The 24844-nt window shown below is 37.2% G+C and carries 19 protein-coding genes and 1 other RNA gene; 11 read left to right on the top strand and 9 right to left on the bottom strand.

The features are described 5' to 3' along the window. Position 1: 1 nt before the first annotated feature. The 6 genes from H4K35_RS10240 (at position 2) to H4K35_RS10215 (ending at position 6300) form a co-directional block, all read left to right on the top strand. On the top strand, positions 2-1987 hold the full coding sequence (locus H4K35_RS10240; RefSeq protein WP_182627628.1) for a TonB-dependent siderophore receptor: 1986 nt from the start codon (positions 2-4) through the stop codon (positions 1985-1987). 12 nt (positions 1988-1999) lie between these two features. Further along, positions 2000-2869 (top strand): MbnP family protein, encoded by an 870-nt coding sequence (locus H4K35_RS10235; protein ID WP_182627626.1) that lies wholly within the window; start codon positions 2000-2002, stop codon positions 2867-2869. Between the two features lie 66 nt (positions 2870-2935). Beyond that, positions 2936-3949: a cytochrome-c peroxidase gene (locus H4K35_RS10230; RefSeq protein ID WP_182627624.1), complete on the top strand. Its 1014-nt coding sequence runs from the start codon at positions 2936-2938 to the stop codon at positions 3947-3949. A 57-nt stretch (positions 3950-4006) separates the two neighbouring features. Next, positions 4007-4573 (top strand): hypothetical protein, encoded by a 567-nt coding sequence (locus H4K35_RS10225; protein ID WP_182627622.1) that lies wholly within the window; start codon positions 4007-4009, stop codon positions 4571-4573. 99 nt (positions 4574-4672) lie between these two features. Beyond that, positions 4673-5248 carry a hypothetical protein gene (locus tag H4K35_RS10220; RefSeq protein WP_182627620.1) on the top strand — a complete coding sequence of 192 codons (576 nt, stop codon included), beginning with the start codon at positions 4673-4675 and terminating at the stop codon, positions 5246-5248. Positions 5249-5436: 188 nt separating this feature from the next. Next, a complete protein-coding gene (locus H4K35_RS10215; RefSeq protein ID WP_182627618.1) occupies positions 5437-6300 on the top strand; it encodes an EamA/RhaT family transporter in 864 nt (287 codons plus the stop codon). Positions 6301-6474: 174 nt separating this feature from the next. On the opposite strand, the gene H4K35_RS10210 is transcribed toward H4K35_RS10215, so the two are convergent. Both H4K35_RS10210 and ribD read right to left on the bottom strand, forming a co-directional pair. Then, the gene (locus H4K35_RS10210; RefSeq protein WP_182627616.1) at positions 6475-7101 is read right to left on the bottom strand and encodes a YigZ family protein; all 627 of its coding nucleotides are present in this window, start codon (positions 7099-7101) and stop codon (positions 6475-6477) included. Beyond that, positions 7101-8171: a bifunctional diaminohydroxyphosphoribosylaminopyrimidine deaminase/5-amino-6-(5-phosphoribosylamino)uracil reductase RibD gene (gene ribD, locus H4K35_RS10205; protein ID WP_182627614.1), complete on the bottom strand. Its 1071-nt coding sequence runs from the start codon at positions 8169-8171 to the stop codon at positions 7101-7103. Before ribD ends, H4K35_RS10210 begins: the two co-directional genes overlap by 1 nt. A 46-nt stretch (positions 8172-8217) precedes the next feature. Here ribD and prmC point away from each other — a divergent pair, with 46 nt between their 5' ends. Continuing rightward, a complete protein-coding gene (gene prmC, locus H4K35_RS10200) occupies positions 8218-9057 on the top strand; it encodes a peptide chain release factor N(5)-glutamine methyltransferase (RefSeq protein WP_182627612.1) in 840 nt (279 codons plus the stop codon). A 142-nt stretch (positions 9058-9199) separates the two neighbouring features. On the opposite strand, the gene H4K35_RS10195 is transcribed toward prmC, so the two are convergent. From H4K35_RS10195 to H4K35_RS10180, 4 genes are all read right to left on the bottom strand, one after another. Continuing rightward, positions 9200-10096, bottom strand: coding sequence for a 3-hydroxyacyl-CoA dehydrogenase (locus H4K35_RS10195; RefSeq protein WP_182627734.1), 897 nt, complete (start codon positions 10094-10096; stop codon positions 9200-9202). A 52-nt stretch (positions 10097-10148) separates the two neighbouring features. After that, the gene (locus H4K35_RS10190) at positions 10149-12101 is read right to left on the bottom strand and encodes an oleate hydratase (RefSeq protein WP_182627605.1); all 1953 of its coding nucleotides are present in this window, start codon (positions 12099-12101) and stop codon (positions 10149-10151) included. 396 nt (positions 12102-12497) lie between these two features. Next, positions 12498-12926 carry an acyl-CoA thioesterase gene (locus H4K35_RS10185; RefSeq protein WP_182627604.1) on the bottom strand — a complete coding sequence of 143 codons (429 nt, stop codon included), beginning with the start codon at positions 12924-12926 and terminating at the stop codon, positions 12498-12500. A gap of 401 nt (positions 12927-13327) precedes the next feature. Next, on the bottom strand, positions 13328-14533 hold the full coding sequence (locus tag H4K35_RS10180; protein WP_182627602.1) for an NAD(P)-dependent oxidoreductase: 1206 nt from the start codon (positions 14531-14533) through the stop codon (positions 13328-13330). Positions 14534-14693: 160 nt separating this feature from the next. Between H4K35_RS10180 and ssrA the strand changes: the two genes are divergently transcribed. The 3 genes from ssrA to H4K35_RS10165 all read left to right on the top strand — a co-directional run bounded on the left by ssrA (position 14694) and on the right by H4K35_RS10165 (position 16963). After that, positions 14694-15090, top strand: a transfer-messenger RNA (tmRNA) gene (ssrA, locus tag H4K35_RS10175). A 191-nt stretch (positions 15091-15281) separates the two neighbouring features. Further along, positions 15282-16007: a hypothetical protein gene (locus H4K35_RS10170; protein WP_182627600.1), complete on the top strand. Its 726-nt coding sequence runs from the start codon at positions 15282-15284 to the stop codon at positions 16005-16007. A gap of 650 nt (positions 16008-16657) precedes the next feature. After that, entirely contained in the window at positions 16658-16963 is a 306-nt protein-coding gene (locus H4K35_RS10165) for a hypothetical protein (RefSeq protein WP_182627598.1), read from the top strand. A gap of 115 nt (positions 16964-17078) precedes the next feature. Here the strand turns inward: H4K35_RS10165 and H4K35_RS10160 are convergent, their stop codons facing one another. From H4K35_RS10160 to H4K35_RS10150, 3 genes are read right to left on the bottom strand one after another with little or no spacing between them, the layout of a single operon-like run. Continuing rightward, positions 17079-18533 carry a SusD/RagB family nutrient-binding outer membrane lipoprotein gene (locus tag H4K35_RS10160; RefSeq protein WP_182627596.1) on the bottom strand — a complete coding sequence of 485 codons (1455 nt, stop codon included), beginning with the start codon at positions 18531-18533 and terminating at the stop codon, positions 17079-17081. Between the two features lie 3 nt (positions 18534-18536). After that, on the bottom strand, positions 18537-21632 hold the full coding sequence (locus H4K35_RS10155) for a SusC/RagA family TonB-linked outer membrane protein (RefSeq protein WP_182627594.1): 3096 nt from the start codon (positions 21630-21632) through the stop codon (positions 18537-18539). Positions 21633-21642: 10 nt separating this feature from the next. After that, a complete protein-coding gene (locus H4K35_RS10150) occupies positions 21643-22890 on the bottom strand; it encodes an alkaline phosphatase family protein (RefSeq protein ID WP_182627592.1) in 1248 nt (415 codons plus the stop codon). Between the two features lie 392 nt (positions 22891-23282). On the opposite strand from H4K35_RS10150, the gene H4K35_RS10145 reads away from it, so the two are divergent. Beyond that, entirely contained in the window at positions 23283-24725 is a 1443-nt protein-coding gene (locus H4K35_RS10145; protein ID WP_182627590.1) for a hypothetical protein, read from the top strand. Positions 24726-24844: the final 119 nt, after the last annotated feature.

Raw genomic sequence — 24844 nt, 5'->3', positions numbered from 1 at the left:
TATGCGAATTTTATCATTAGTATGTTGTTTGGCTACACTAAGTGCTGTAGCTCAGCATCCGACAACGCCCACCGATAGTTTAACTACCCTATTGGATGAAATTGCCGTAGTGGCACAGGCGAAAGAGAAAATCCGTACGGATTTAAAAATGTCGGTTTCAGTAGACGAGTTTTTGGCTTCCTCTCAACAAATAAGCTTCATTAAGCGCGGTGCTTATGCGTGGGAACCTTTGCTCAACAATATGAGTACGGAACGCTCCACGTTAACCCTAGATGGGATGCATATTTTTGGCGCCTGTACGGATAAAATGGATCCCATCACTTCTTATGTAGAAAGCAATAATTTAGCCGATGTAGTCATTCAATCCGGTCAAGAAGGAGGAATGCATGGGGCTACAATTGCTGGAAGCATTGATTTGAAGCGAAAAAATACGGCCTTTAGTCCTTATGCTCAATGGAGAGGAAGCTATCAAAGCGGATTTGAATTTAATAATAATCAATGGTATAACTTAGGAAACCTGTCCTTTTCAAGTAACAAATGGGTAACAGATGCGAGTATTGCATACCGTTCTGCCGAGAATTACAAGGATGGAAATCGGGAGGAAGTGCTGCATTCTCAATTTAAGAAGTTCAATAGTTCTTTGGGTATTGCACATAAAACCAGTGCGTTATCTTCATTGCGTGTCGATGCTATTTTCGATGTGGCTAAGGATGTGGGCTATCCAGCTTTGCCGATGGATTTGTGGTTATCGCGAGCGTTAATCACCTCGCTTTCATACAAACAGCTTTTTGAAAACCAAATGCTTAAAATATGGGATACCAAAGTGTATTTCAACGCTATCGAGCACTATATGGACGATACGACACGTCCGGAGAATTTGGTACACATGGACATGCCCGGTTGGAGTACAACCTATGGCTTGCTGTCTAAAGCAAATTTCAAAAAGGGGATCTATTCTTCTGAATTGCAGCTCAATGCCTATACCAATCGATCTATTGCAGAAATGCGCATGTATCCGCAAGACCGAGAAAAACAAAGCATGTTTGCCTATACATGGCCCTGGGTAACGACTACCTATAGCGGAGTTTCAATGAACAATAGCATAGCCCTATCGGATAATAGTCAACTTCACCTTGGTGGTGGGTTGGGGATTAATTACAACAAGGCGAAGTACATTGAGTTTAACTGGATTTTTCATCCAGGAGCTGCTCAGGAAAAAACGAGAGTATTGCCAAGCCTACACGCGAGCTATGAAGTAGATATTCAGCGCTTTACTTTAGCAGTAGGTGGGGGCTATGGACATCGTGCGCCCTCTGTTTCCGAAGCGTATGGTTATTATATTTACAATAGCTATGATCGCTATGACTATATTGGAAATCCCGATTTACCCAACGAAGTTTCCCGAGAAATCAATGCGAGCGTTAGCTATAAAGGCGATGGTTATGGCCTCCAAGCTAAAGCCAACTACTTCCACATCAAGGATTATATCATAGGGCGAATTCTGAGCTTAGGAAGTCCGATGAATTATCAATCAGTTGGAGTAAAGGGATATACCGCTTTGGATTATGCGACATTGTTTAACTTTTCGCTCAGTGGACATTATACAGTTTTGGATGATCTACACTGGAAAGGAAGTCTAACATACGCCCGTGGTCAAGATGATGAAAAGGGGAATTTGCCTTTTATTCGACCACTTAGTTATCAAACCTCCTTGCATTATACGTACCGCGATTTTGACGTTCAAACCACAGTACGAGGCGATGGTAAACAACGGGATTACAGTCCAGAATACGGAGAGAGTCAAACCGCAGCTTATGCCATTTGGGATGCTGCAGTTACCTATACCTTTTACGTAAAAGGAGTGAAGGCGGTCTTCCAAGTAGGTGCTGAAAACTTGCTGGACGAATATTATACCACCTATGCCGATTGGGGCAATATACCAAGAATGGGACGTAATGTATTTACCTCTCTTACTTTTAATTTTTAAACTAAACTAAACATGAAAACACTAAAAAAATACGCCGCTTTATCTTTATTTTCAATTGCTTTATTGTCGTGTTCTAACGATGATAGCCACGTTGCAGCAAACAAAGTAACCCTCGCATTTACTAATACATTTGGAGATCAAACCATTGTGCTAGGTGATGCAACTTCCACAACGGCAACTGCGCATACTTCTGCAGCAGGACAACTCCATCATTTTAGCGAATTAAAATACGTCATCAGCAATATTCGCTTGATCAAAAATGACGGAAAAGAAATTCCTTATCACATCAACAATTTAGATCTCGGCGCTGCTGTGATTAACCAAGCGAAAGCGAGTAGCTTAACCTATGTGCTAAACGATATTCCAAAAGGAGAATACAAGCAGCTAAAATTTGGTTTAGGTGTACGCCAGGACTTAAACACTTTAGACGAAGTTAAATTCCCTAATTTCTACGCTTTAGCAGGTGCGAATGATACTGAAATGATGTGGGAATGGGGTACGGGATACCGCTTTACTAAGATTGAAGGATTTTATGACACAGATCACAAAGAGCTGTCTATTCACACCGGTAGTACAATTGACAAAGATGACAATGGAGAAATTAAACAAGGCGTAGATGCGTATCGCGATATTACCTTGGATTTACCAACAATTGCTTCAGTCGGAAAAACTGCGCCAACGGTAGTGATTCAGGCGGATTTTCACCATTTGTTAAGCGGTAAAATAAACACCATCACTTTGCAATCAGGAACGGGATCAGAAGACAATGCAACACCAAACGTACACACAGCGGTGCAAATGGTCAAATTTGTTGATAATCTAGGAGGAAATGGGATCAATGACGTAAGCGGAATGTTTTCGGTTATTGAAGTGAAAAACTAATCGAGTAGACGAGTCATTGAGATGAATGACTCGTCTACTTATTTTGTCAAACAAAATAGTTGTAAGATGAAGAAAATCAGTGTTGTATTTCTGCTTCTAGGGTTGTTTTCATGTCAAAATGACGACGCCTATGAGCCCCTTGTTGACAATCCCTTGCTCACACTTGAGCTACCCGATGATTTTCCTGCCTTAAATCCAGCTTTTTTAAAGAATCCACCCACCGAATTTGGCGTTGAATTAGGTAAAAAATTGTTTTTTGATCCCCGTTTAAGCCGAGATAATAGTGTGTCTTGTGCAACTTGTCACATCCAATCCTCAGCCTATGCAGATCATCAAAAACAAGGCGTTGGAATAGAAGGGAAGGTGGGCTTGCGCAATGTGCCCCCGATTCAAAACCTAGCTTTTATGCAGTTTTACAATTGGGACGGAAGTAAACTAAAATTAGAAGATCAAGTGATTGTCCCAATTATTACACCTGAAGAAATGCATTCTTCCGCAGTACATATCATAAATAAAATTCAAGATGACCCTGTTTATATCGACTTGTTTTTCAAGGCGTTTGGCGATCGACAGTTGACTCCTGAACGCATTTTTAAAAGTATTGCACAGTTTGAGTATACCTTGATTTCAGCCAACAGCAAATACGACCAAGTAAAGCGAGGCCAAGCGGTATTTACTGCGCAAGAAAAACAAGGTCACACGCTTTTTGCACAACACTGTGGTAGTTGTCATAGCGGTGAATTATTTACAGATCAATCGTTTAGAAATATTGGTTTTCCCATCAACCGCGATTCAAATGAAGCGGGACGTGCACGAGTAACAGGCGATTTAAACGACTATATGAGTTTTAGGGTTCCGTCTCTGAGAAACGTAGCACTTACAGCGCCTTACGGTAGTTTTGGACAGTTTGAAACCCTTGAGGATGTCTTGGATTATATGGACAAAGGTGTGCTAAACAGCGCTAATTTAGATCCCATTTTTAAGGACAATAACAATAGAATTCCCTTAACCCAAGAAGAAAAAGAAGCCTTGCTAGCCTTTATGCACACCTTGAGTGATGCTGATTTTATCAGGCAGTGAATTTAGTACTAGTAAGACTTTCTTTTTTTATTTAGATTTGTCTGAAAAGAATAACAAATGAAAACGAGAATACTCTTACTTTTATGCTTAGGTTTAACGTTAATCTCTTGTAGTAAAGGAAATCACTTAGAAAATCAACTGATGCCCAATTTGGTTGATTTTTTTGAAGTACAACTGGGAGCAGATTTTAATCGAGATAAAAATAAAATTACGATTACCAAGATTGATACCCTGACGGAAAAAGGGCGATTAGACTTCAAAGCAACGGAATTAAAACGCCAATTGGAAGAAGAGGGGATTCCTAGATACGAAAGGTTGAAAGATGATTTGGCCTTCTTTACACAAGAATATGCCCAAGATCCAACTCAAACAAATCAAGACCAAATAAATCTAGTTAAAGAGGCTTGTACTGATATGGAAGAGGATATTCAAGAGTTAAGAGACTTAATAGAAACAACTGAGCAGCTTAGTTTAACAGCAGATTCAATTCAATTTAGGGCGTATCACGTGCATGGTTTTTTTACCTATACATCGAAAAGAAACGGAAACCAAGACGTCACACTCAACGTCCTAATGGATGATCGATATAAAGTAATTCCAGTAGAAGACATCATAAGTTACTAATAAACAGAGACATGAACTTTTTATTTAATCATTTAAACACTTTGTTTAATCCTTACATTAATTTAAAATAAGTTAGAAAACATACGTAATCCATAAAAAATGAAAAGAATTGTTTTGCCCGTGCTAAGTTTTGTTATTTTATCCGCTTTTGCTGTACAGGATAATTTGAAGGACCGTATGTTAGCTGCTGTAAGCCCATATGTTGCATCAGAATTGAAGCTCGATTTCAATAAAAAAGAAAATGAGTTGACGATAATTGAAATTGACACGCTGACTGAAAAGAAGCGATTACAATTAAAAGGTTTAGCTTTGGTAGAAGAACTAGAAATCGATCATCAGCCATTTATTGAATTACAGCGATATGCAGTGAATCAGTATATGCAACTCTATAAAATTCATCCGGTAGCAAGTGTACGCCAGGAAATTGATCAAGCAGTGCGCGAATACGATGAACTTCAGAAAAAGGCTGAACCATTGATGAAAGAATTGCAAACCGTTATTGATAGAGAAAAAAAGGCAGACGATACTAAATTTGTTGCTTATAGTGTAAAAGCGCTGTTGAAACGACCAAGAGTAAATTCAGCAAATACTATTGAAATAAAAACAGATACATTGGGAATTCTTGTCAATAAAGCGTTTGAAGTAATAGAAAAAAAAGATTTCATTAAAGGATAAAAGCATACTAAAACCATCCAGTAGCCAACGGATGGTTTTTTTTTAAGTTAAAGTTAAAGAAGGCTTGTATTTTGCTTAATACACAAATTTACTATAATTAATATTATGTAAAATAGAAAATTAAAACCCCTCCTAATCTTGGTGAACTTCCTATAATTTCTATTTTTGTAGTTCGCTAAACCCATCCTATGATATATTTAATTTGCAGCATTCTCGGTAGCGTTTCTGTCGGTGTATTTTTTAAATACATCAAAAGATTCTCTATCAATATCTTTGAAATAATTATTATCAACTATGTTATAACTTCGTTATTGTCATTTTTTATTTTTGATGTTGATTTTACACAACTTTCAAGTGCTATGCCATGGCTCGTAATTTTGAGTTTGGGAATCTTATTGCCAACGATTTTTGTTGCCCAATTTCGCTCCATTCAATACGCTGGTTTAATTAAGACGGATATCGCACAACGCTTGTCGCTTTTAATTCCCATTTTAGCTGCCATATTCATTTTTCACGAAGAATTAAACGCTATGCGCTATTGGGCTTTGGGTATTGGTTTACTGTCCGTTTACTTTATTTTACAAAAAGCTGAAACCACCCAAACAACCACGTCTTCTAAGAGTACTTGGTATTTGTTGAGCACGTTTTTTGGCTTTGGAATTATTGATATTTGCTTTAAACAACTCGCCTTGTATTCCGTGATTCCCTATACGCAAAGTTTGTTCTACGTTTTCTTTACTGCTTTGATTTTAAGCTTATTAATCTATACGCTTGTCGTTAAGAAGAATATCTTAAGACTCTCTAAACTCAATTTGGTTTCGGGTATTTTTATTGGAGGATTGAACTTTGTCAATATTATTTTTTATATGAAAGCCCACCACCACTTCTCCTCTAACCCTACGATTGTGTTTGCGGGAATGAATTTTGGCGTGATCTTCTTGGGAACGCTTTTTGGCTATACCCTATTTAATGAAAAGCTTTCAGTAAAAAACATAATAGGCTTAGGATTAGCCGCTTGCGCAATTACCTTATTAGTATTGTCCTTGGGGTAAGAAAATAAACGAACTATTTTTTAACTGAATTGGAAAATGTAGATACGAATCTTATCGTTTTTCCGTTTTGATTATTAGACAGATATTATTTTTTATTGTATTATTTACTAGAGGGATGTTTGAGTGTAAACATCCCTCTTTTTATAGTTATTACATTCAATTTCAGTAGGTTGTCTAGTAATCTTCAGCCGATGGTTCAATTACTTTGACTTCGTAAAAGGGAACGAATGCAGCTAAAGCCTGTTGATATTCACTTTTGCGGATGGATAGTTCTATTTCACAGGTCATTTCTAACTTTTGTTGGACCAATTGCAAATTGCGTTCTTTGATCACGCGCATCACATTGTTCATGTCTTTGTAGTCAAAGCGCACTTTAAACTTTTTATCTATTGTACATTCGATGATCTCCGCTTCTTCCATCGCCATTTGTGCAGCGGCGCGATAGGCTGTAATCAATCCGCCTACGCCTAGTTTTACTCCGCCAAAATAGCGAACAACAACGATGAGAATATCCGTTACATCAAAAGACTGAATTTGTCCATAAATTGGGGCTCCTGCTGTATTACTTGGTTCTCCATCGTCGTTTGCACGATAGTAAACAGGATCTGTTCCTAGCTGAAAAGCATAGCACCAATGGCGGGCATTGTAGTGTTGCTTTTTTATTTGGTCTAGCAATTCCTTGACTTCTTCTTCTTTTTTGATGGGAAAGGCATAGCCAAAGAATTTGCTGTTCTTTTCTTTGTATAATACTTCTTCTGTAGGTTGACTGATGGTTTTATAAAAATCTTTCTCTTCCGTCATTATTTGGCGTGTAAAATATGTAATTCATTATTCGCTATAGTATAACGCTCCCATGTTTCAGCTATAGGCCATTCAGGAGCAAGAATACCTTCTCCTAATCGCACCTCACTCGTAAAAATACGAGCTTCATCCCAAAGGTTGGCCGCGATAAAATGTTGAATGGTTTGCGTACCTCCTTCTATAACTACAGACATAATTTGAAGATCATACAAGATTGTACAAATTTGCTGTACTACATTTGCATCAAAATCAGCATAATAGTATTGGGTTTGTGCAGTAGATTGCATGTTTCGATTGGCAGTAATACAGATCGCAGGTTTTTCTTGTTGGTTAATTGCAAAAGAAGAGCTAATCTTTCCGAGTCGATCCAAATAGACGCGAGTAGGGTTTTTGCCATACCAGCTGCGCGTTGTTAAAGATGGATTGTCTGCAAGGACAGTATTGGTGCCAACGAGAAAAGCCATTTCCTCACTTCTCCATTGATGGACCAACTGTTTCGCATAGGCGTTGGATAGCCATACAGGGGCTTGTTCCTCTCGGTCTAAAGGTGCAATAAATCCATCCTGACTCTCGGCCCATTTTAGTATAATGTAGGGGCGTTTTTTTTGGTGATACGTAAAAAAGCGTTGATTACTTGCCCGACATGCTTCTTCTAAGACACCAACAACTACTTCTATTCCTGCCTCTTTCATCTTTTGAATGCCCATACCACATACCTGTGCGAATGGATCAATCGTACCAACGACAACCCTAGGGATTTTCTTGGCAATGACTAAATCGCAACATGGAGGTGTTTTTCCAACGTGACTACAGGGTTCTAAACTGACATATAAGGTGCTTTCTTTTAATAAATTAGCATCTTTTACGGCTGCTATTGCATTGACTTCCGCATGGGGTCCTCCATAGGCAGAAGTAAATCCTTCGCCTAGTATTCGGTCGTTGTGTACCACAACTGCCCCAACAGAAGGATTCGGAAGCGCAGCAAAAGTTCCTTGTTTTGCCAGTTGCAGGCATCGAGAAATATAGTATTCGTCTTTTTTCAACATTGATAAAACTGTATCTTTGAACAAATTTAATTCTTTTTAGCTAATCAACTAGGGTTTTAGCTTTTAAACTATGCTGATAAAATTACTACAAGACCAGTTTATAGCGGAGTTAACTCCCATTTATGACGAGTTAGAAGCGCGACAGTTGTTCCTTATCTGCTTGGAAGAACTCGAGGGAAAAACACGTATTGATTTACTGATGAATCCCGGGTTAGAGACCACACAATCCGATGCTTGGTTGACGGTTTTAGGTCAACTCCTACAAGAAAAGCCTGTGCAACAAATTTTTGGTAAAGCCCATTTTTACGGCTATACATTTGAAGTCAATGCGCATACCCTTATTCCCCGCCCCGAGACGGAGGAATTAGTAGCGTGGATTATTGCATCTGTTGCTGTAGATCAACCCATTCGCATTTTAGATATTGGTACTGGTAGTGGGTGTATTGGTTTGACATTGGCCAAAGAACTCCCTAAGAGTCAGGTGACCGTATTGGATATTTCTGCGGCTGCTTTGGCCGTTGCCAAGCGAAATGCCAATGCTTTAGGTGTTACAGTTAACTTCTTACAAGAAGATGTACTTGCCTTAAACCAATTGGACGATGCCTATGATATCATTGTGTCTAATCCGCCCTATATACGCGAATTGGAAAAAGTAGAAATCAAAAAGAACGTCATGGATTATGAACCGCATACCGCCTTATTTGTAGCTGATCACGATCCTCTTATCTTCTATCGAAAAATTGGTTCATTGGCCAAAGCACAACTAAAGCCAGGTGGTTTTTTGTTCTATGAAATCAATCAATATTTAGGCAAAGAAATGGTTGAACTACTAGAGGGTATCGGTTTTAAACAGACGGAGTTAGGTCGAGATTTAATGGGTAATGACCGCATGACAAAATCAAGTATTTAACCTATATAAATTACTGAAATTATGTGTTTTACATAATATTAATTAAAGTAAAGGTTTAACAGTAAAAAGTCCGTATAAACCCAGGGGTTTATACGGACTTTTTACTGTTTTATAGGGGTGAATACCCAACATGAATATCGTCTTACTTTAAGAAATTCGGGTCTTTAAAAGCAGGGTTTGGATAGGTATAGAATCCTTCCCCTGTTCCCACGCCTAGTTTATTTTGATCCAGAAACGCTGTTTTTAAGTATGCAGCTGTTTTGAGTTTCAGAGGATCTTTGGTTGCATCTGCGCTCATTTTGATGATATTGTAGGCCGTTGTAATTCCGATTATATCGAGAATTCCGCAGGGACCTATTGGAGCTCCGGTTGCGACCATCCAGGTCTTGTCTATAGTTGGTGCATCCGCTACCTCTTTTACTAGGAGTTCTGTTGCAGCATCTAACAAAGGAACCAATAGGGTGTTTAAGATGTATCCTGGTTGTTCCTTGTGCAATGGCAACGGAATCATGCCGATTGCGCTTGCAAATTCGACGATTTGATTAAAAATATGCGGATCCGTTTGCGCGTGCCCCATGATCTCAGCAGTATTGTGCGTGCCAATATCATTGGCAAAATGCAGCGCTAAAAACTGTTTGGGTCTTTTTGTTGCTTCTGCAATTTGACTAGGTAGTAAGGTAGATGAATTGGTTGCAAAAATCGTGTGTGCTGGTGCTACTTCCGCCAATTGGTTGTAAAAGCCAATTTTTATTTTCAGGTTTTCAGGAACAGCTTCAATTAGTAAATCAGCATGAGCTGTTGCTTGTTTTAAGTCGCTCGAATAAGACAAATTCGCTTTAGTCTGCGCCAATTGTTCAGGCGTGGCAGCTAAATCCTGAGCGTATTTGGCGCTGAGTACGTCAAACTTCTTTTTGGCGTTTTCGATTGCATCTGGACTTAGGTCGTATACCGTTACATTAAATCCCTTAAAGGCCGATTGAAAGGCTATTTGATAACCTAAAACACCGCTTCCCGCAACAGTTACATTTTTAATTTGCATCATTTTTTGTTTTTTTGATATAAAGGTTTACTTAAATGTACAACAAAGACAGTTAATTAACTAACTTTTTAAACCAGTTCGCACTTCTTTTTAATTCGATGCGGAAATGAGCATCAGAAGACTTGTTTTTTTTGTCTCTTTTAAGGAGCAATTGTTCGTAATACGTTCCATGTAAGAATCGTCTTAAAAGGGGTTCCCCAATAAAGGGTTTGTTGTCGTTGAGGGTATAGGCAGCTTTAATTAAATGGCGGATATCGTACTGCATGGGTGCAATATCAGGTACCTGTTTGTTGAGTTTTAGCAGTTGATAGACGGCTTGCCTACCGGTACGCGCTGCACTTTCCATTGTAAAGACGACATCGTTGGGAGTTTCGACAAACTGACCAACTAGGCCGATATTTACAGCGCCTTCTGGTACAATATCAGGACGATCTCCCTGTGCACGAGGCATAAACATAGCGGTGATATAAGGCATATAAGCGGTGCGTACAATCGTATTAGCTTGGATCTCTCCTATCCTATCACTAAGAGAGAGATGATGGCATAATTCGGCTAAAATCTCATTTCCGGTGCACTGAGGCATTGCTTTAGGGATAAAATCGCCTGGGGTATACATATTCAAGGCATAGAGCCAAAGTACGAGAACATCTTTTGGTTGGTTTGGAAAATGCGGTTGTCTGTTGCACGTAAAACTCAAAAGCCAATTGGAATCAGTGATGGTAACGATTCCGCCTGTGGCGGTTTTGCCCGAATACGGATCGTTGACGGTATAGGTTTTTAGCTTTTCCACGAGTGGAGAGGGCTTACAGGTTAAGGTGGCAGATTCCCAAGCCGATTGCCTTAGGGAGGAGTAAAATTTAGCAGGCTGACCAAAAACAGGCGATTGTGCGGCTAAGTTTCTCCACAATTGCCATCCCGGACTAGACGTGTTGCTGCCTTTGCTTTCCATGGAGTCATCCGTGTGAATGTTTGGAGGGGTTGTATTGCTGCCATATCGTGTGTCTTCCGTCATGGACCCCACAGTAATTACAACAAAATCCGTTGGATGTAGCGGGATTTCACCTGGGATTCCACCTTGTTCTAGCACTATTTTCTTTGCTGTTTTCTTGTCCTCCTCTATCTCCACCTCTACTGCGGTTACCAGCGTATGGTGTTGAAAGGTTACTCCTTCCTCCTCTAAGTATTTTTTAAGGGGCAGCACAAAGGTGTCGTATTGGTTGTATTTGGGAAATACCAAGGAGGAGAAATCCTTCATTCCGTCTATAGCGTGGATAAAGCGGTGTAGGTAGAGTTTAAACTCCAATAAGCTATGCCAGGGTTGAAAGGCAAACATGGTGCGCCATAACATCCAGAAGTTGCTTTTAAAAAAGGACGTCTTAAAATAGGAATCAATGGTTTGGTCATCAAGGGTTTCTTTTCTTTTGAGCAGAAGTTTAAGCAGGGCTCTTTGGTCTTTTTTGGTTAATTCCAAGGAAGTAATTGCTTTGACTTGCCCTAGATGATGGAGTAAACGCGAGCGGGAATAATTGGGATCTCCATCGTTTAGCAAGCGGTACTCATCGAGTACGCTATAGGGTTTGGGGAGTTCAAGTGCGGGAATATGTTGGAAAATATCCCATACATTCTCGTAGGTTGCGTCCATTTCACGGCCTCCACGAACGAGATAACCACCTTGGGCATCCCCTGCTCCATCCAGGGATCCGCCGTCTACGCCACCTTGTTCTAAAAAAACAAGCTGTGCAGGTGGTATTTGTCCATCCCGTATAAAGTAAAAGGCTGCGGATAAGGTGGCGATGCCACTTCCAATGAGGTACACCTTGTGTTTGGAAAAGTCTTGGGGCGGAACCCCTCTGTATTGTTGGTAGCTTCCCAATTGATCGGCAAAAGGTAGACTCTTGCCTGGCTGGTGGTTGGGGTAATCGAAGTAGCTGTTCGGGGCTTGATGTACAACTCGATCTGAACTTACTGAGAAAGGAGGTTTTTCTTTTTTTTGATCTGCTTTCATAAGCTTGCTTTTTGATAGTAAAACAATTAATTATCCCTTTAAATTAGTGAAATAATTACTTGATTTATTTAGCGTTATCCCATTTTATGCGAATACTTAACGGAAACTCAAATTGTCCTTTGAATTGAATTATAAAAAAAAGGGCAACCTCCTACTACCCAGTTCCTAAATAGTCCATTATACGTCAAAAAAGCACAAAAAAAAGTTGAGATCATGGGCTGAGTTCGAATCCCCTTAAACAGCTGTAGATCTGTCAAATTAACCCTGTATTTATATTTAGGTGGACTCGATTGAACGAGGGTAAGAGAATGAGGATAAAAAAGTAGGTGAAGTTTAGGAAAAACAAAAAAAGCTACTGATTGACAGTAGCTTTTTTTTGTTTTTATGCGGAAAAATCTAAAATGATTCTATCTCATCCATGACTGGTACAGGGCGTTTACTTTCGTTAATCGCTACCAGGGTAAAAGTACCAGAAATTGCTTTTTCACGGCCTTCTCTGTACATACTTTCAACAAATACGTCTACACGTACATCTAAACTTGTACGTCCTACGCGTACAACTGTTCCGATAAGTTCAACTAGCGTTCCTACGGGAATCGGTTGATTGAAATCGATTTTATCACTGGAAACAGTTACAATTGGTTTACGGCAAAAGCGAGTAGCGGTCATAAAGGCAATTTCATCCATAATGGCTAAAACAGCTCCACCGAACATCGTGCCATGGTGGTTTGTTTGCCCTGGAAATACAGTTCTGAATACGTGAGTTTCAGAATCTTTAATTTTTTTTTGAATACGCAGCTCCTTGCTTGTTAATTCACCTTCCATAGTTTTATTTTGAACAATTAAATTATTGGCTTGTCATTGAAATGCCAATCTCTAGTTGTTGAAGTTTTTTTGGCGTAAAAGAGGAAATACAATAGATTGCATAGGATGCATCCGCTGTAATTGTCTTTGTACACTTGCTCTTCGTGTGGAAAACAACAGAACCTACGCAATAAAAATAGCCAAATCTTACTTATTTTTCATTCAAATTTACAGATGAAAAAAAAATTCGCAAAAGATGAGAATTATTTCCTTAGTATTCCTAATTCGCCTCCGTTTGAGATTGTAAATTTCGCAACAAATATACGGAGTAAAACTATTTTATTATGAATTTTTCAAACAATATTTGATTTTGGCATACTCTTAACAATTAAGTATTAAGAGTATCCCATAACTTATTGTATTTATTTGCCGTCGACGTACTCTTGTAAATACGCAAAACGCTCGGTTAATTTTCCGTTTTGTGTTACGGTTGCACGAGCTAGAATTTGGTCTTTATCTCCGTTGAAGAATGCGGGTAAAATGGCGTTTAAGAATACTTCACCAAACCCTTCACTAGCATCTTTTGGCAATTCGCAAGGTAAATTGTCAATGGCCATTACTGTAATGGCTGCTGGATGATCAAAGGCTACTTCTTCGTGTTTACCTGGATGATACCCATAGATAGGGTCAGCAATTGTAGAAGCGCGTAAGGTGGAGTCGATTGGACCGTGGTCAACATCGCAAGAAACATCGCCAACTACTTTAATTTTGTTGTCGATGGCATTGAGCATATCTCTAGTTAAGATCTTTGGTGATCCGTGTTTGAAGAAATGACCGGTTATCAATACATCGGTCACTTTAGTAAAGCGCTCGAAATTGCTTTCATATTGCTCTGGATTCGCGTAAAAATCGGCTTTGGATGCTTCTTGACCGTCTTTGCGCTTGTAGTAATCCATGACTTCTAGTTGGGTATAAACAGGTAGGTCATACTTTTGAGTTAGGAAGTGATCAATCGATACTTTTTTGGCTTTCATTCCATTTAAGATCTCCATGATTCCGTGACTTACCTTTCCATTTCCTGTTACAGCGATTTTAATGGGTGGGAAGAATTGCTTTTTTAATTGGGCAATTAGATCCTCTGTGTGCAACATATGTTCGGCTTTTTTCAGATTAAATAACTCGTATTTCAATCCAAAAGCTCTCAGAGTGTTATACGCTCCTACAATACCCGCATAACGTCCAAAGCCAATGAGTCTTTTGTTGTTTTCATCCACTAAAGTTTCGTGATCAATCAGGCGAATATTTTTAGCCAAACACGTTTGGAGAATATTTCGGTTATACTCTTGTTCTTTAATGGTATGCGAGAAGAAAAAGTATGTTTTGTTTGGGATCAAAGCCTCTACGGGAACCTCCTTTACACCTACTAAAACATCACAATCCGTCAAATCGTCACTTAGGCTAATGTTTTTATCAGCATAGGCTTGGTCAGGAAAGATTCTGATGTCAGAGGGTTCCACTACTGCTTCTAGGGTATCAAAAGTTTGTAAGGCTTTTGCTAGAATATCAGGAGGAAACACAACGCGTCTATCAGGAGGACTTTTTCTTTCCTTTATAATTCCAATTTTCATAATATATATAAATTAGTTGTTTCTTTAAATTGAGGCTGGTTGTGGCAAATATAGTTGTATTTCTCTGGTAATCCAAAAAAGTCAACTTTTTAAACATTTAAAAGTTGTAATGTTTAATATTAAGTTGTAATTTTGCAATCTCTGAAAACAAAGTCTACAAGGGGTCGATCGGTTTTGACAGCGAGTGGAATTAGTCAGTAAGCACGTCGAGCGTGGTTGTTTAGCTCGTAAATATCAGGCAACGAACTTTTTAAACGGCGAAAATAATTACGCTTTAGCTGCATAATCTGAATCATAGTAAGATTGCCTTAGTTTCCACCAGGTGGAAGAGCTAGATTCTCCTTAAGAGCCTTGGTTTATGGCGCTTTGTTGAGGGGAACCGTAAAATAGACCTAGGGAGGTTAGTGTCTCGGACATCTTCCGAAATCTTAGAGGCTAAGTTAGTAGTGGTTGTTTCAAACCAAGCTACTGATCGAAAATTCAAGTTGAAACTAAGCGTGTAGAAAGCTCTCTGATTGCTTGTTTGGACCCGAGTTCGATTCTCGGCGACTCCACAGAAATAAAAAACAACCACCTAATTATCAGGTGGTTGTTTTTTTTTATGGGTAATGTTTGTATAGTTTTTGTATAGTTTCTGTTTTTTAAACTTTTGAAGTCTAGATTAGTTTATCTTTGAAACCAAAGATAATCAGATTATAAAATCAGTCTATAGTATATTAGCAATACGTTTTAAATAACACTTTTTAGTATGAGAAAAAAAAAAGACCTTCCTTTGGTTATTTTAAAATCTTTAGAACCATACGTAAATTTAATAGGAGAAAAATTTGAAGTAGTTGATCCCAAAGACAACTTACTCAAAGTAATTGACATAGATTCAGAATCTTCATTTCATTTTACGATCGTAAGATACCAATTAAGTAATGGAGGGACTTATCAATTTTATATGGAAAGAGCGCCTAAAAACGATAAAAACAATGGTGTTTATGGCACTTGGTTAGAAATCTCAGAATTAAGCAAACAATTTGAAAGCTGGACAAACATACTTGATGAATATGAAGAGGTAAATTCATTTTTTGATGATCCAATTGTCAAATCTTTTAGCGAAGAATTTTATACTGAATTTGAAATAGTTGATGAAGATGCAGATAAAATACCTTTTAACACAAAACAGATATTAATTCTTGACAATTATTTAAATAAAGTAGATGAAACGCTCTCTCACTACATAACAGAAGGTAATTCAAGTGATGTTAATGATATTAAAGAAGAAATTCTTCTATTAAGAGAAAATTTAACTAAAAAATCTAAAAAATGGGTTGTTTCAAAACTTTCAAAAATTTGGGCAAAAATTGCCAAACAAGGAACTGTGTTTATTAGAGAGTTTCTTAGCGAATCAAAAAAAGAACTAATTAAACAAGGAGTTAAAGGATTAATTGGATATGTAAAAGAAAATGGACAAGACTTACTCAATTAAAAAAAACTATTTTTATAGAAAGAAAAAATATCTCCCTTTTTATTAGAGAGAGAGATATTTTTTAGTTAAAGTATTTTTTCCACACACACACCATATTAATCCAATTATGAATAAAATTGTAAATAACCACCAACTAAACTGTTTCCGATCCACCCTCTTCTCATCTTCCTCTTCCTTTTCCTCCTGATCAAAAACCAATTGTGAACTTTCCTCTTTAATTGATCCTGATTCCAACTCCTCACCATTGTTGCATATCGAAAAGCTTCTGAGGAAAGCATTTCTTCTATTAGTTTCATAATTTTATCATATTTGACTCGCCAAGAGTGATGCCGCATAGCGATTTCGGACGTTCGAGATAGGATTGTACTAGTTAATCATGTGCTCGATGTGAGATAAGCTCTTGGCTTTTATGGACACTTCTTAAAACAGTCAACTTATAAAAGAAAACTGGGACTCTTTTGTAATACCTTCAAAACACAATGTGGTTTAATTTAAATAGTATACTTTTTTTCATGATTATAAACCACTTCCCACTTGTGAGAAGTTTTAGTTACAGTAAAACTATATATTTTGTTAATAATTAACATTTTATTTCTAACAGATATTGATATTCATTACTTTTAGAATAACCAATTTTAAAAGTATTTATTATGAAAAAATTAATGTTAATGGGAGCACTTCTGCTTTCAGTTGGAGCTTTCGCTCAAAAACCTATTGAACCACCTATTTACGATCCTGTTAAGTGTACTTTAGATTTAGAATTTGTAACAAGATGTATAGGTGATCCAAGCAGATTAAGTGGTACCTATATCATTCAAATTTGTAGTACAAGTGTCGGAAAAGTCCCACACGAAAGAATTTTTGAATGGATTCAAGATTACTACTGTGAAAACAATACTTTTCCTAGTTACGTAACAGTTAAACGTTTTATACCAGGTTTTACCCCTTATCAATGATAAGAAGCATTTCTATGCAAGGCTGTATTGCATTCGCATAGCTGAAATAGGGAAAAAAATAAACCTGTAAACAAAAGTCTACAGGTTTATCCTACTTATTTTTAATTTTTGTTTGTTATTTCATCAACCACATTACCCCATTAATATCATCTCCAAGGGTAAACTGTCTTTCAATTGCTTGAGACAGGTTGTCATTATTGCTAATTACTTCCGAGTTTGGGTACATCCATCTCTGTGGTATTTTACCTTGATTCAATACTCCACCACCATCTACGTTAAACGTGGGAAAACCAGTACGTCTATGATCATAAAACGTATTCCATCCTGTATTCATAAAAGAAGCAATATGTTTCTGCGTTAGGATGAGCTCCAAGTCATTCTTCCCATCCAAAGCAACTCCTTTACTGCCTAAATAATCTGCAGGTAATTCTGCCTTAAAAAAGGCAAATGAACTCTCAATTCCCTGTTTGTAATACTTCGATGGATCCGTTGGTAACCACCCGCGTTGTGCAGCTTCTGCTAAGATAAAATTCAATTCAAAATAACTGATTAAACTACTCGGCTCATTGATTGGATTGTTATAGTATCTCTCATTTATTCTAGAAGCCTCTCCTGCTACCGCCTTTTTCACATTGTCACTCAATACACCACTTCCTTTTAGACCTCCATAATTCTCGAAATTAGTTATATCATTATCTTGTCTTTTATTTTTTAAAGCAGCAAATTTAAACAAACGCGAATCTTTGAGTTCCTGTAGTTTACTAACAAAAGACTCTTCTAAATAGTAAGCCGTTTGCATTGAATTACTATTAAAAGTTGGATATTGATTCGCCTTACTATCTACAAAGTGTAGAAAGGCTGAGTCTTGATTGTTTTCAAAAATAGGATACTGCTCTGGGTTATTTACAATCTTCTGGAAGTGTTCTACTACTTTAAGATCGCTATCGCCGGTTTTATTAGATAAGTTAATCAATACTCTTAAAGCATAAGTATTCACTAATTTTCTCCATTTTAAGCGATCGCCTTTGTATAGTATATCCCCTTTAATTGGATCATTATTTTCAGCTAACAATTCATTTGCACGCTCCAAATCCTTGAGTATTTGTACAAAGATCTCTTTTTGTGTATCGTACTTTGGTTTTGTAATTCCTTGTTCCACTTTGAGTGCTTCAGCATAAGGAACATCGCCAAAAACCAAGGTAGTCTGAAAAATAAAATGAGAATTAAAGAATAAGGCTAGAATAGAATAAACTTCTTGTTCATACTTTGCAGCTTCTTCTTGCATTTTTTGTACTTGTTTCAGCTTGTAATAATTGTCAAAATCCGCACGTTGCCAATTGTAATACTGGCTATTGCTCACGCCATCTGTATTTGTTAGTTGTCTACTTGCTAATGCGTTGTCAGTAGATATATTCTGGGCAGCATCAATAATAATCGTAGTTAACAACAGATCAGGTGTAACACTTTGTACTCTGTTTGGGTCGTCTTGTAGGTTATCTATTTTTTCGCAACTCACAACTACTGTGGCTAAACTAAGAATCCCTATCAGTGGTAAAAAAAATCTTTTCATTAGTTAAAACTTAGCGTTAATATTAAATCCTATACTTCTCATTGTAGGGGTTTGTAAGGCGTCTTTTCCTGAATCTGGATCTATGTTTTTAATTTTAGATGCCATCCACAAATTCGTCCCAATAAGAGAGAAGCTCAAGCTACTAAATGCTGTTTTCTCCAATTGTTTAGGTTGTAGTTGATAGGTTAAAGAAAGGTCTCTTAATTTGATAAAATCTTGTTTGTAGTAGTGATAATTCTTTTCTGCATTATTACTTGTCGTCTGCATAAATGCATTGTAATTTACGGCTACATCATTTGCTTCAAAAACGCGGGTATCACTAACAATATTCCCATTACTATCATACTCTACTTGTCCAGATACAACCTTTACTCCTTTTGCGATAAAGGTATTCAAGCCTTCGTTAGCATCGTCTCTAAACTGATTTACTGTACCTGGATCTACACCACCCCACCACATTTTCTGATTGGTTTGTGAAAACATCATACCTCCTAGTCGACCATCTAAAGTAAAACTCAATACAACATTTTTATATTTGAATGTATTGGTTAATCCAAAGGTCCAATCAGCATCTGAGTGACCAATAAAACGACTATACGGATCAGCTACGGGATATCCATTTTCATATATTACATTGCCTTCTTTATCATATTGGTACTTGCTAATATACATTCCATCAACGCGATCTCCTTTTTTAATGTATTTATCTGTCTGTGTACGCCCCTCTGCTAATTCAGTTAGATATTTTCTATACGTACTTAAATTTATTACTGTATTCCATTCGAAATCCTCATTCTTAATTGGCGTACCCTCCAAGACAATTTCTATTCCTTTTCTCTTAAACTCATCTCCATTTATTAGGTTATTTTCATACCCTGTTCCCAAAGACAAAGGCATATATATAAGATTGTTGAAATCTTTGGTTTGATAATAAGCGATATCAAAACTAAAGCGATTTTTAAAGAATCTCATATAAGTACCTATTTCCCAAGTATCTGAAGTTTCTGGTTTTAAATTACTGGACAACAAAGAGTTTCCGAAATAAGTAGAAGGAATACCGTCCCAAGTAGTACCTTGTTCGTATCCTTGAATATGATTATAAGGATTGCTACCAATGCGACCTTCTGACACTCGTGCCCATGAACCTCTTACTTTGGCAAAATCAATCCAAGAAGGCATTGACACTATATTGGATACAACGATAGACGAAGCTACAGAGGGATAAAAGAATGAATTAGCGGCAGTTGGTAAAGTAGAAACCTTATCATTACGTCCTGTTAAAGACAAAAAGTACGTTTGATCGAATTCTAAATCCACAAATCCATAAAAACTATTGATTCCCTCTTTCTCTTCTCTATTAGAAGAAATAATGGTTGGACCCGCATTATTAGCTAGACTGTAAAATCCTGCAATATTTAAACCATCTGTTGCACTGCTCAGTTTATTCCAATTTCTTCTGTATCGAGAATAAGCAACCTCTCCAGTTAGGCGTAATCTACTTGTAATATCGCGATCTACTCTAAACCCAAAGTCAGTTGTTATATCAAAATAACTCTCTCCTTCAATTGTATAATTACCTCTTGATTTAGCTCCATACCCAATATAACTTTTTGGTTCTTTATACGTTCTATCCAATCCGTAGTAGTTTATTCCTCCGAGAGATTTAAAACTAATGCCAGGTGCAAACTCATAATTGAGATTAAAATTACCGAATAGGTTATTTTTGTTATATCCTCTCAAATATTCGTAGGCTTGAAAATAAGGATTGTTATAATAGGAAATATTGTAATGTCTTTGTTGCACTCCTTCTTGTCCTGGTCTCCAATAGTTCTTTAAATCTCGTATATCTACATCTGTTCCCGTCCACAACAACAAATTGTACAAATAATTCGTTGGGCCATACCCCACTTCTGGGAAATTATCTGTAAACTGTCTGTTATAAGTCAGGTTAGATGAAACAGTAAACTTATCTGTTGGGGTTAGACTACCTCCAATAGCAAAGGAAGTATTATTTAAGTCTGTATTGGGAACAATCCCCTTTTGATATTGATTTGATAGTGAAAGACGAAAACTCGCTTTATTACTACCCCAATCAATACTTACATTATTGGATTGGATTAATCCAGTACGGAAAAAATTCTCAACGTTATTTTTTCCTCTTGACAAAAACGGTATAGGAATTAGCTGCCCTGTGGTAGGATCTATTTCGCTATTATATTGAGGCGTTTCGAAATAACCACTTGCTGTAGTGGGGTCTATTTGATCCAACTTTGGTCCCCATATCCAGCCACCACCTTCTGTACCTCCACCTGTACCATCTATATAAGCGTATTTTCCTTGATTTCCATTTCCATACGTTGTTTGTCTATTTGGCACTCTTAAAAAAGACGTTTGAAACATCGTAGAATTATTCGCAGATACTGTTAATCGGCCTTCTTTTCCTTTTTTTGTTGTAATCATTATAGCACCACTTCGTCCTACTGAACCATATAGTGCAGAAGCCGTAGCCCCTTTTAAAACACTTATATTTTCAATATCATCGGAGTTAACTCGCCAAATATCTGCTGTTCGATCTGGAATACCATCGATCACAATCAACGGTTTTGCACCTCTTAAACTCACATCTGGATTTTGAAACAAATCCCCCGAATTCTTTATGTTAAGTCCTGCAACCTTTCCGGTTAAAGAACTAATTGCATTACTCTCTTTTACCTTCTCTAAATTTTTTCCATCAAAATCTTGAACAGCATAACCCAGTGCTTGCTTCTCTTTTTTGATTCCTAATGCGGTAATTACAACTTCTCCAAGTCCTTGGCTTTCGGATTGTAAAGCAACCGTAAATACAGTTTGAACTCCTACCTTTACAACAGCATTTTTATAGCCGATATAACTAAACTCTAACTCACTGTGATCTAGGGTAACAATAGAGAAGTTTCCATCAACATCAGTCATTGTTCCTTCTGATGTTCCTTTGATGGCTACTGTTACGCCAATCAATGCTTCTCCTGTCGCTTGATCTTTTACAACCCCACTTCGTTGTACTTGCCCTATCAAGATACTTGGTAGGATAAGACAAAGTATTAAAACAATATTTTTCATATCCCTGCAATTACATTATCCAAGTATTCAACTGACCTACTGAAGATTTCAAGTAAACCTTATAGAATTCTCCTGAGTGATTTTTTAACTTTTTTGTCCACTTTTTATCCTTTAGGTTTACTTTTCCTAATAAAACAAAAGTATCTTCTCCTCCTTGCTTTTTATTATTTGAAGAGGCTCCCCAAATTTCGGCTGTTTCTTTGCCATCCAATTGGCTTGCTTCCCAAGTTAAGGTTAAGTTATTTCGCTTAATATCACCCTTTAGGTTGGCAATTTTCACTGCATCAAACATAGAATTACCGTCCCACTCTCTCTCCACTTCTATCGGAGCTTTTAATCCCAAATGATCGATGACTGAAGGTGCAATATCAACAATAGACGGCGTAAAATTTGTGGTCTTATTTTTCCAATCTTTCTGATTAGATAAGATCCAAATACTGCGCTCTCTATCCGATTGCCCTCCATGTCCTTTACCATCACTTGCTGTACGTCCATGATCGGTAGTCACCACAAACAACCAATCTTCATTAAACTCTTTTTCTCTTTGTACTACTGATTCATATATTTTTCCAATTAATGCATCTTCATAGGTAATTGCATTGTACAATTGCGCTCCATCTCCATAGCGATGCCCCATATCGTCAGTGTATTGCAAATACACCCATGACAGATCTGGTCCGTGTTTTAAAATATATTCAGCAGCACGATTCGCAATTGCACCATCTATCTCTTTAATATACTCGCTATTATTGTCGTGAGGATATCGTTGTTTGTCTATTTCAAAACCATCAAAAGCATAATCTACTTCCACTTTATTTGTTTCTTCTAAACCTTCACCTATTAACTTAGTTCGATTGTCTAACCAAGTAGAAAAAACAGCTGTTTTTAAGGTAGGTTGCAGTTGTTTTACAAGTTGAAATAGCGTGGGATAGTTATAGTTTGGAGCATCAATATTATTATCTGGCACATTGTGTTTATTTACCCAAGTCCCTGTTAGCAAACTATTGTATCCTACTGCAGATATTGTAGGAGTCTGAGTATAGGTGTCTTTTCCTCCGCCTATATAAGCAGGTAGTAAACTTCCTTTTTCTGCTATCTTATCCAGAGAAGGAGTAGCTGTTTTAGCAAGCATATCGTATGCTATTCCATCTACAATAATAAATACCACCTTTTTTGTAGGTGTTTCTTTTGCCATAATTTGTCCAGTCAAAAGCAAAGCAAAACAGACTATAAGCTGTTTGAAATAAAAATTGTTCATTTGTTTTGATTTATTTTTAACCAAAAGTAGATACATTACACTCCAAACACTTTAACTAAACATTATCTATCATTTAACTAATCACCATGGCAATATCACCCCAACATTAACTAAGATAACTTTCGCTTTACCTTAACTTACTCCGCGATAAGGTTGGACTCCGAGCCAATACATCGGCTGCGATCTACATCATCTTCAACAAAAGTGAATAGTGTCGAATTAATAAATAATAACACTTTACCTTGTATTAATTTATTTGACAACACTCAAAATGCAGTTTATTTTTTGATGTTTATTTTTTCTATATTTGATTTATATCGAAACTTTAATGCTATTGTTAAAGCATTAAAATTTCCAATTTACATCCCTAAATATCCCTTCAAAAAAAACACATGAGAAAACGACTCTTCTTATTTTGCCTATTGGCTTTTGCTCAGTTTTCAATTGCACAAGAAATCATGCAGTTCAAAGTAAGCAAGCCCTATTGTGTATATAATTTCTTGGAAACAATGACCACTCAGCAGGGAGTTTCCCCTACTTTAAGAGAGTATATTGTACCAAACATCGCAAAGGACAGCAGTTTTCGACAGCTTTGTATTGATTTTCAAAATTTAAAACTGAATTACCACTATCAATTGGAGGGGTATCCAGCAAATAGAAAATCATTTCGTTCAACCCAGGATTTACTCATTATCGCTTTAGTCAATGCCCATACGATAGACGATTTTAAACAGAGGTCGATTGGGATTTTACCTCATAGTGAACAGCAGAAATTGGTGACGCTTCTTAAACAAGCAGAAACGTATTACGATGTTTTAATCTGGGATGATTATGAGGAAAATATAATGGAACAACGAAAAAAATTAGAAACATACGTTCCCCAATCATCGGAAATATTTAATAAAATTCGACATTTTTATCGTTCCACATGGACGGCAGATGTTCCTTTCCTCGTGAGTCTTTACCCCATTCCTGGACAAAAGGGAATTTCAACCGCTACCCCACATGCCAATAGTCTTTGTATTGGTGTTTTGACGAATGATACCCGAGGTGTCGAACGAATGGGCGTTGTTTTTCACGAAATGTGTCATGTGCTATTTAATGAGCAAACGCCAGAATTTCAGCAGCAACTCGATCAGTGGTTCGAAGCAAATACCTCTCCATACAAGCAGTATGCCTATAACTTTTTTGATGAAGCCTTAGCTACAGCCATAGGAAATGGGTGGGTACATAAAAACATCAGTGGTAGCTTACTTACAAAAGATTGGTACAACAACGAATACATCGATGGATTTGCAAAGGAACTTTACCCATCTGTTGAGGAATACTTCGCCAAACAACAGCCGATAGATCAACCTTTTATTGATCATGCTATTGCTTTATTTGCCGCAAAATTTCCCGATATGCGAACAGATTATAGCGTTCTTCTCAATCGAGTTTCCATTTACAATGATGCTGAAACTAATATAGAACGAACAGAAATAAGACAAGCTTTTGGGAAATATTTTCAACTGACGCACAACAGTTTATCCTCCCCCATTTTAGCTCCACAAAATTTGGAGTCCCTACAAAGTAGCCCTCAAACACAATTGATTATTATTGACAAAAATCATCAAGAAACACTGAATGCTATAAAAGAATTATTTCCGCAATTATCAAAAATAACGGCTAGTGATTTAACCAATCATACACTTCTAAGTTTTTACGATCATTTGAATAGACCTATTATTATTTTATATGTCATCAATGAACAGGGAATGGAAACACTTGTGCAACAAATGAAAGCACTCCATTTTTTTGACACAAAGAAAATCATCCAGTACAAAGTAGACTAATGGATTGTATTCTTCTAATACCCTAATCTTCACCATCCGAAAAAGGACAGCTAGTCATCTAACTTTCATTTCCTCCGTCTTGGTAGGTGTTGGTCACTAAATTGGTCATTTTCAATTAA

The sequence above is a fragment of the Myroides sp. NP-2 genome (assembly GCF_014145665.1).
GTDB lineage: Bacteria > Bacteroidota > Bacteroidia > Flavobacteriales > Flavobacteriaceae > Flavobacterium.
The sequence above is the reverse complement of the archived record's forward strand: the minus strand, read 5'-3'. Positions and strand labels throughout refer to the sequence as shown.

Excerpts from the sequence above, each read along its gene's own strand:
- H4K35_RS10240 (WP_182627628.1), top strand. The coding sequence starts at position 2 with ATGCGAATTTTATCATTAGTATGTTGTTTGGCTACACTAAGTGCTGTA.
- H4K35_RS10235 (WP_182627626.1), top strand. The coding sequence starts at position 2,000 with ATGAAAACACTAAAAAAATACGCCGCTTTATCTTTATTTTCAATTGCT.
- H4K35_RS10230 (WP_182627624.1), top strand. The coding sequence starts at position 2,936 with ATGAAGAAAATCAGTGTTGTATTTCTGCTTCTAGGGTTGTTTTCATGT.
- H4K35_RS10225 (WP_182627622.1), top strand. The coding sequence starts at position 4,007 with ATGAAAACGAGAATACTCTTACTTTTATGCTTAGGTTTAACGTTAATC.
- H4K35_RS10220 (WP_182627620.1), top strand. The coding sequence starts at position 4,673 with ATGAAAAGAATTGTTTTGCCCGTGCTAAGTTTTGTTATTTTATCCGCT.
- H4K35_RS10215 (WP_182627618.1), top strand. The coding sequence starts at position 5,437 with ATGATATATTTAATTTGCAGCATTCTCGGTAGCGTTTCTGTCGGTGTA.
- H4K35_RS10210 (WP_182627616.1), bottom strand. The coding sequence starts at position 7,101 with ATGACGGAAGAGAAAGATTTTTATAAAACCATCAGTCAACCTACAGAA.
- prmC (WP_182627612.1), top strand. The coding sequence starts at position 8,218 with ATGCTGATAAAATTACTACAAGACCAGTTTATAGCGGAGTTAACTCCC.
- H4K35_RS10195 (WP_182627734.1), bottom strand. The coding sequence starts at position 10,096 with ATGCAAATTAAAAATGTAACTGTTGCGGGAAGCGGTGTTTTAGGTTAT.
- H4K35_RS10190 (WP_182627605.1), bottom strand. The coding sequence starts at position 12,101 with ATGAAAGCAGATCAAAAAAAAGAAAAACCTCCTTTCTCAGTAAGTTCA.
- H4K35_RS10185 (WP_182627604.1), bottom strand. The coding sequence starts at position 12,926 with ATGGAAGGTGAATTAACAAGCAAGGAGCTGCGTATTCAAAAAAAAATT.
- H4K35_RS10180 (WP_182627602.1), bottom strand. The coding sequence starts at position 14,533 with ATGAAAATTGGAATTATAAAGGAAAGAAAAAGTCCTCCTGATAGACGC.
- H4K35_RS10170 (WP_182627600.1), top strand. The coding sequence starts at position 15,282 with ATGAGAAAAAAAAAAGACCTTCCTTTGGTTATTTTAAAATCTTTAGAA.
- H4K35_RS10165 (WP_182627598.1), top strand. The coding sequence starts at position 16,658 with ATGAAAAAATTAATGTTAATGGGAGCACTTCTGCTTTCAGTTGGAGCT.
- H4K35_RS10160 (WP_182627596.1), bottom strand. The coding sequence starts at position 18,533 with ATGAAAAGATTTTTTTTACCACTGATAGGGATTCTTAGTTTAGCCACA.
- H4K35_RS10155 (WP_182627594.1), bottom strand. The coding sequence starts at position 21,632 with ATGAAAAATATTGTTTTAATACTTTGTCTTATCCTACCAAGTATCTTG.
- H4K35_RS10150 (WP_182627592.1), bottom strand. The coding sequence starts at position 22,890 with ATGAACAATTTTTATTTCAAACAGCTTATAGTCTGTTTTGCTTTGCTT.
- H4K35_RS10145 (WP_182627590.1), top strand. The coding sequence starts at position 23,283 with ATGAGAAAACGACTCTTCTTATTTTGCCTATTGGCTTTTGCTCAGTTT.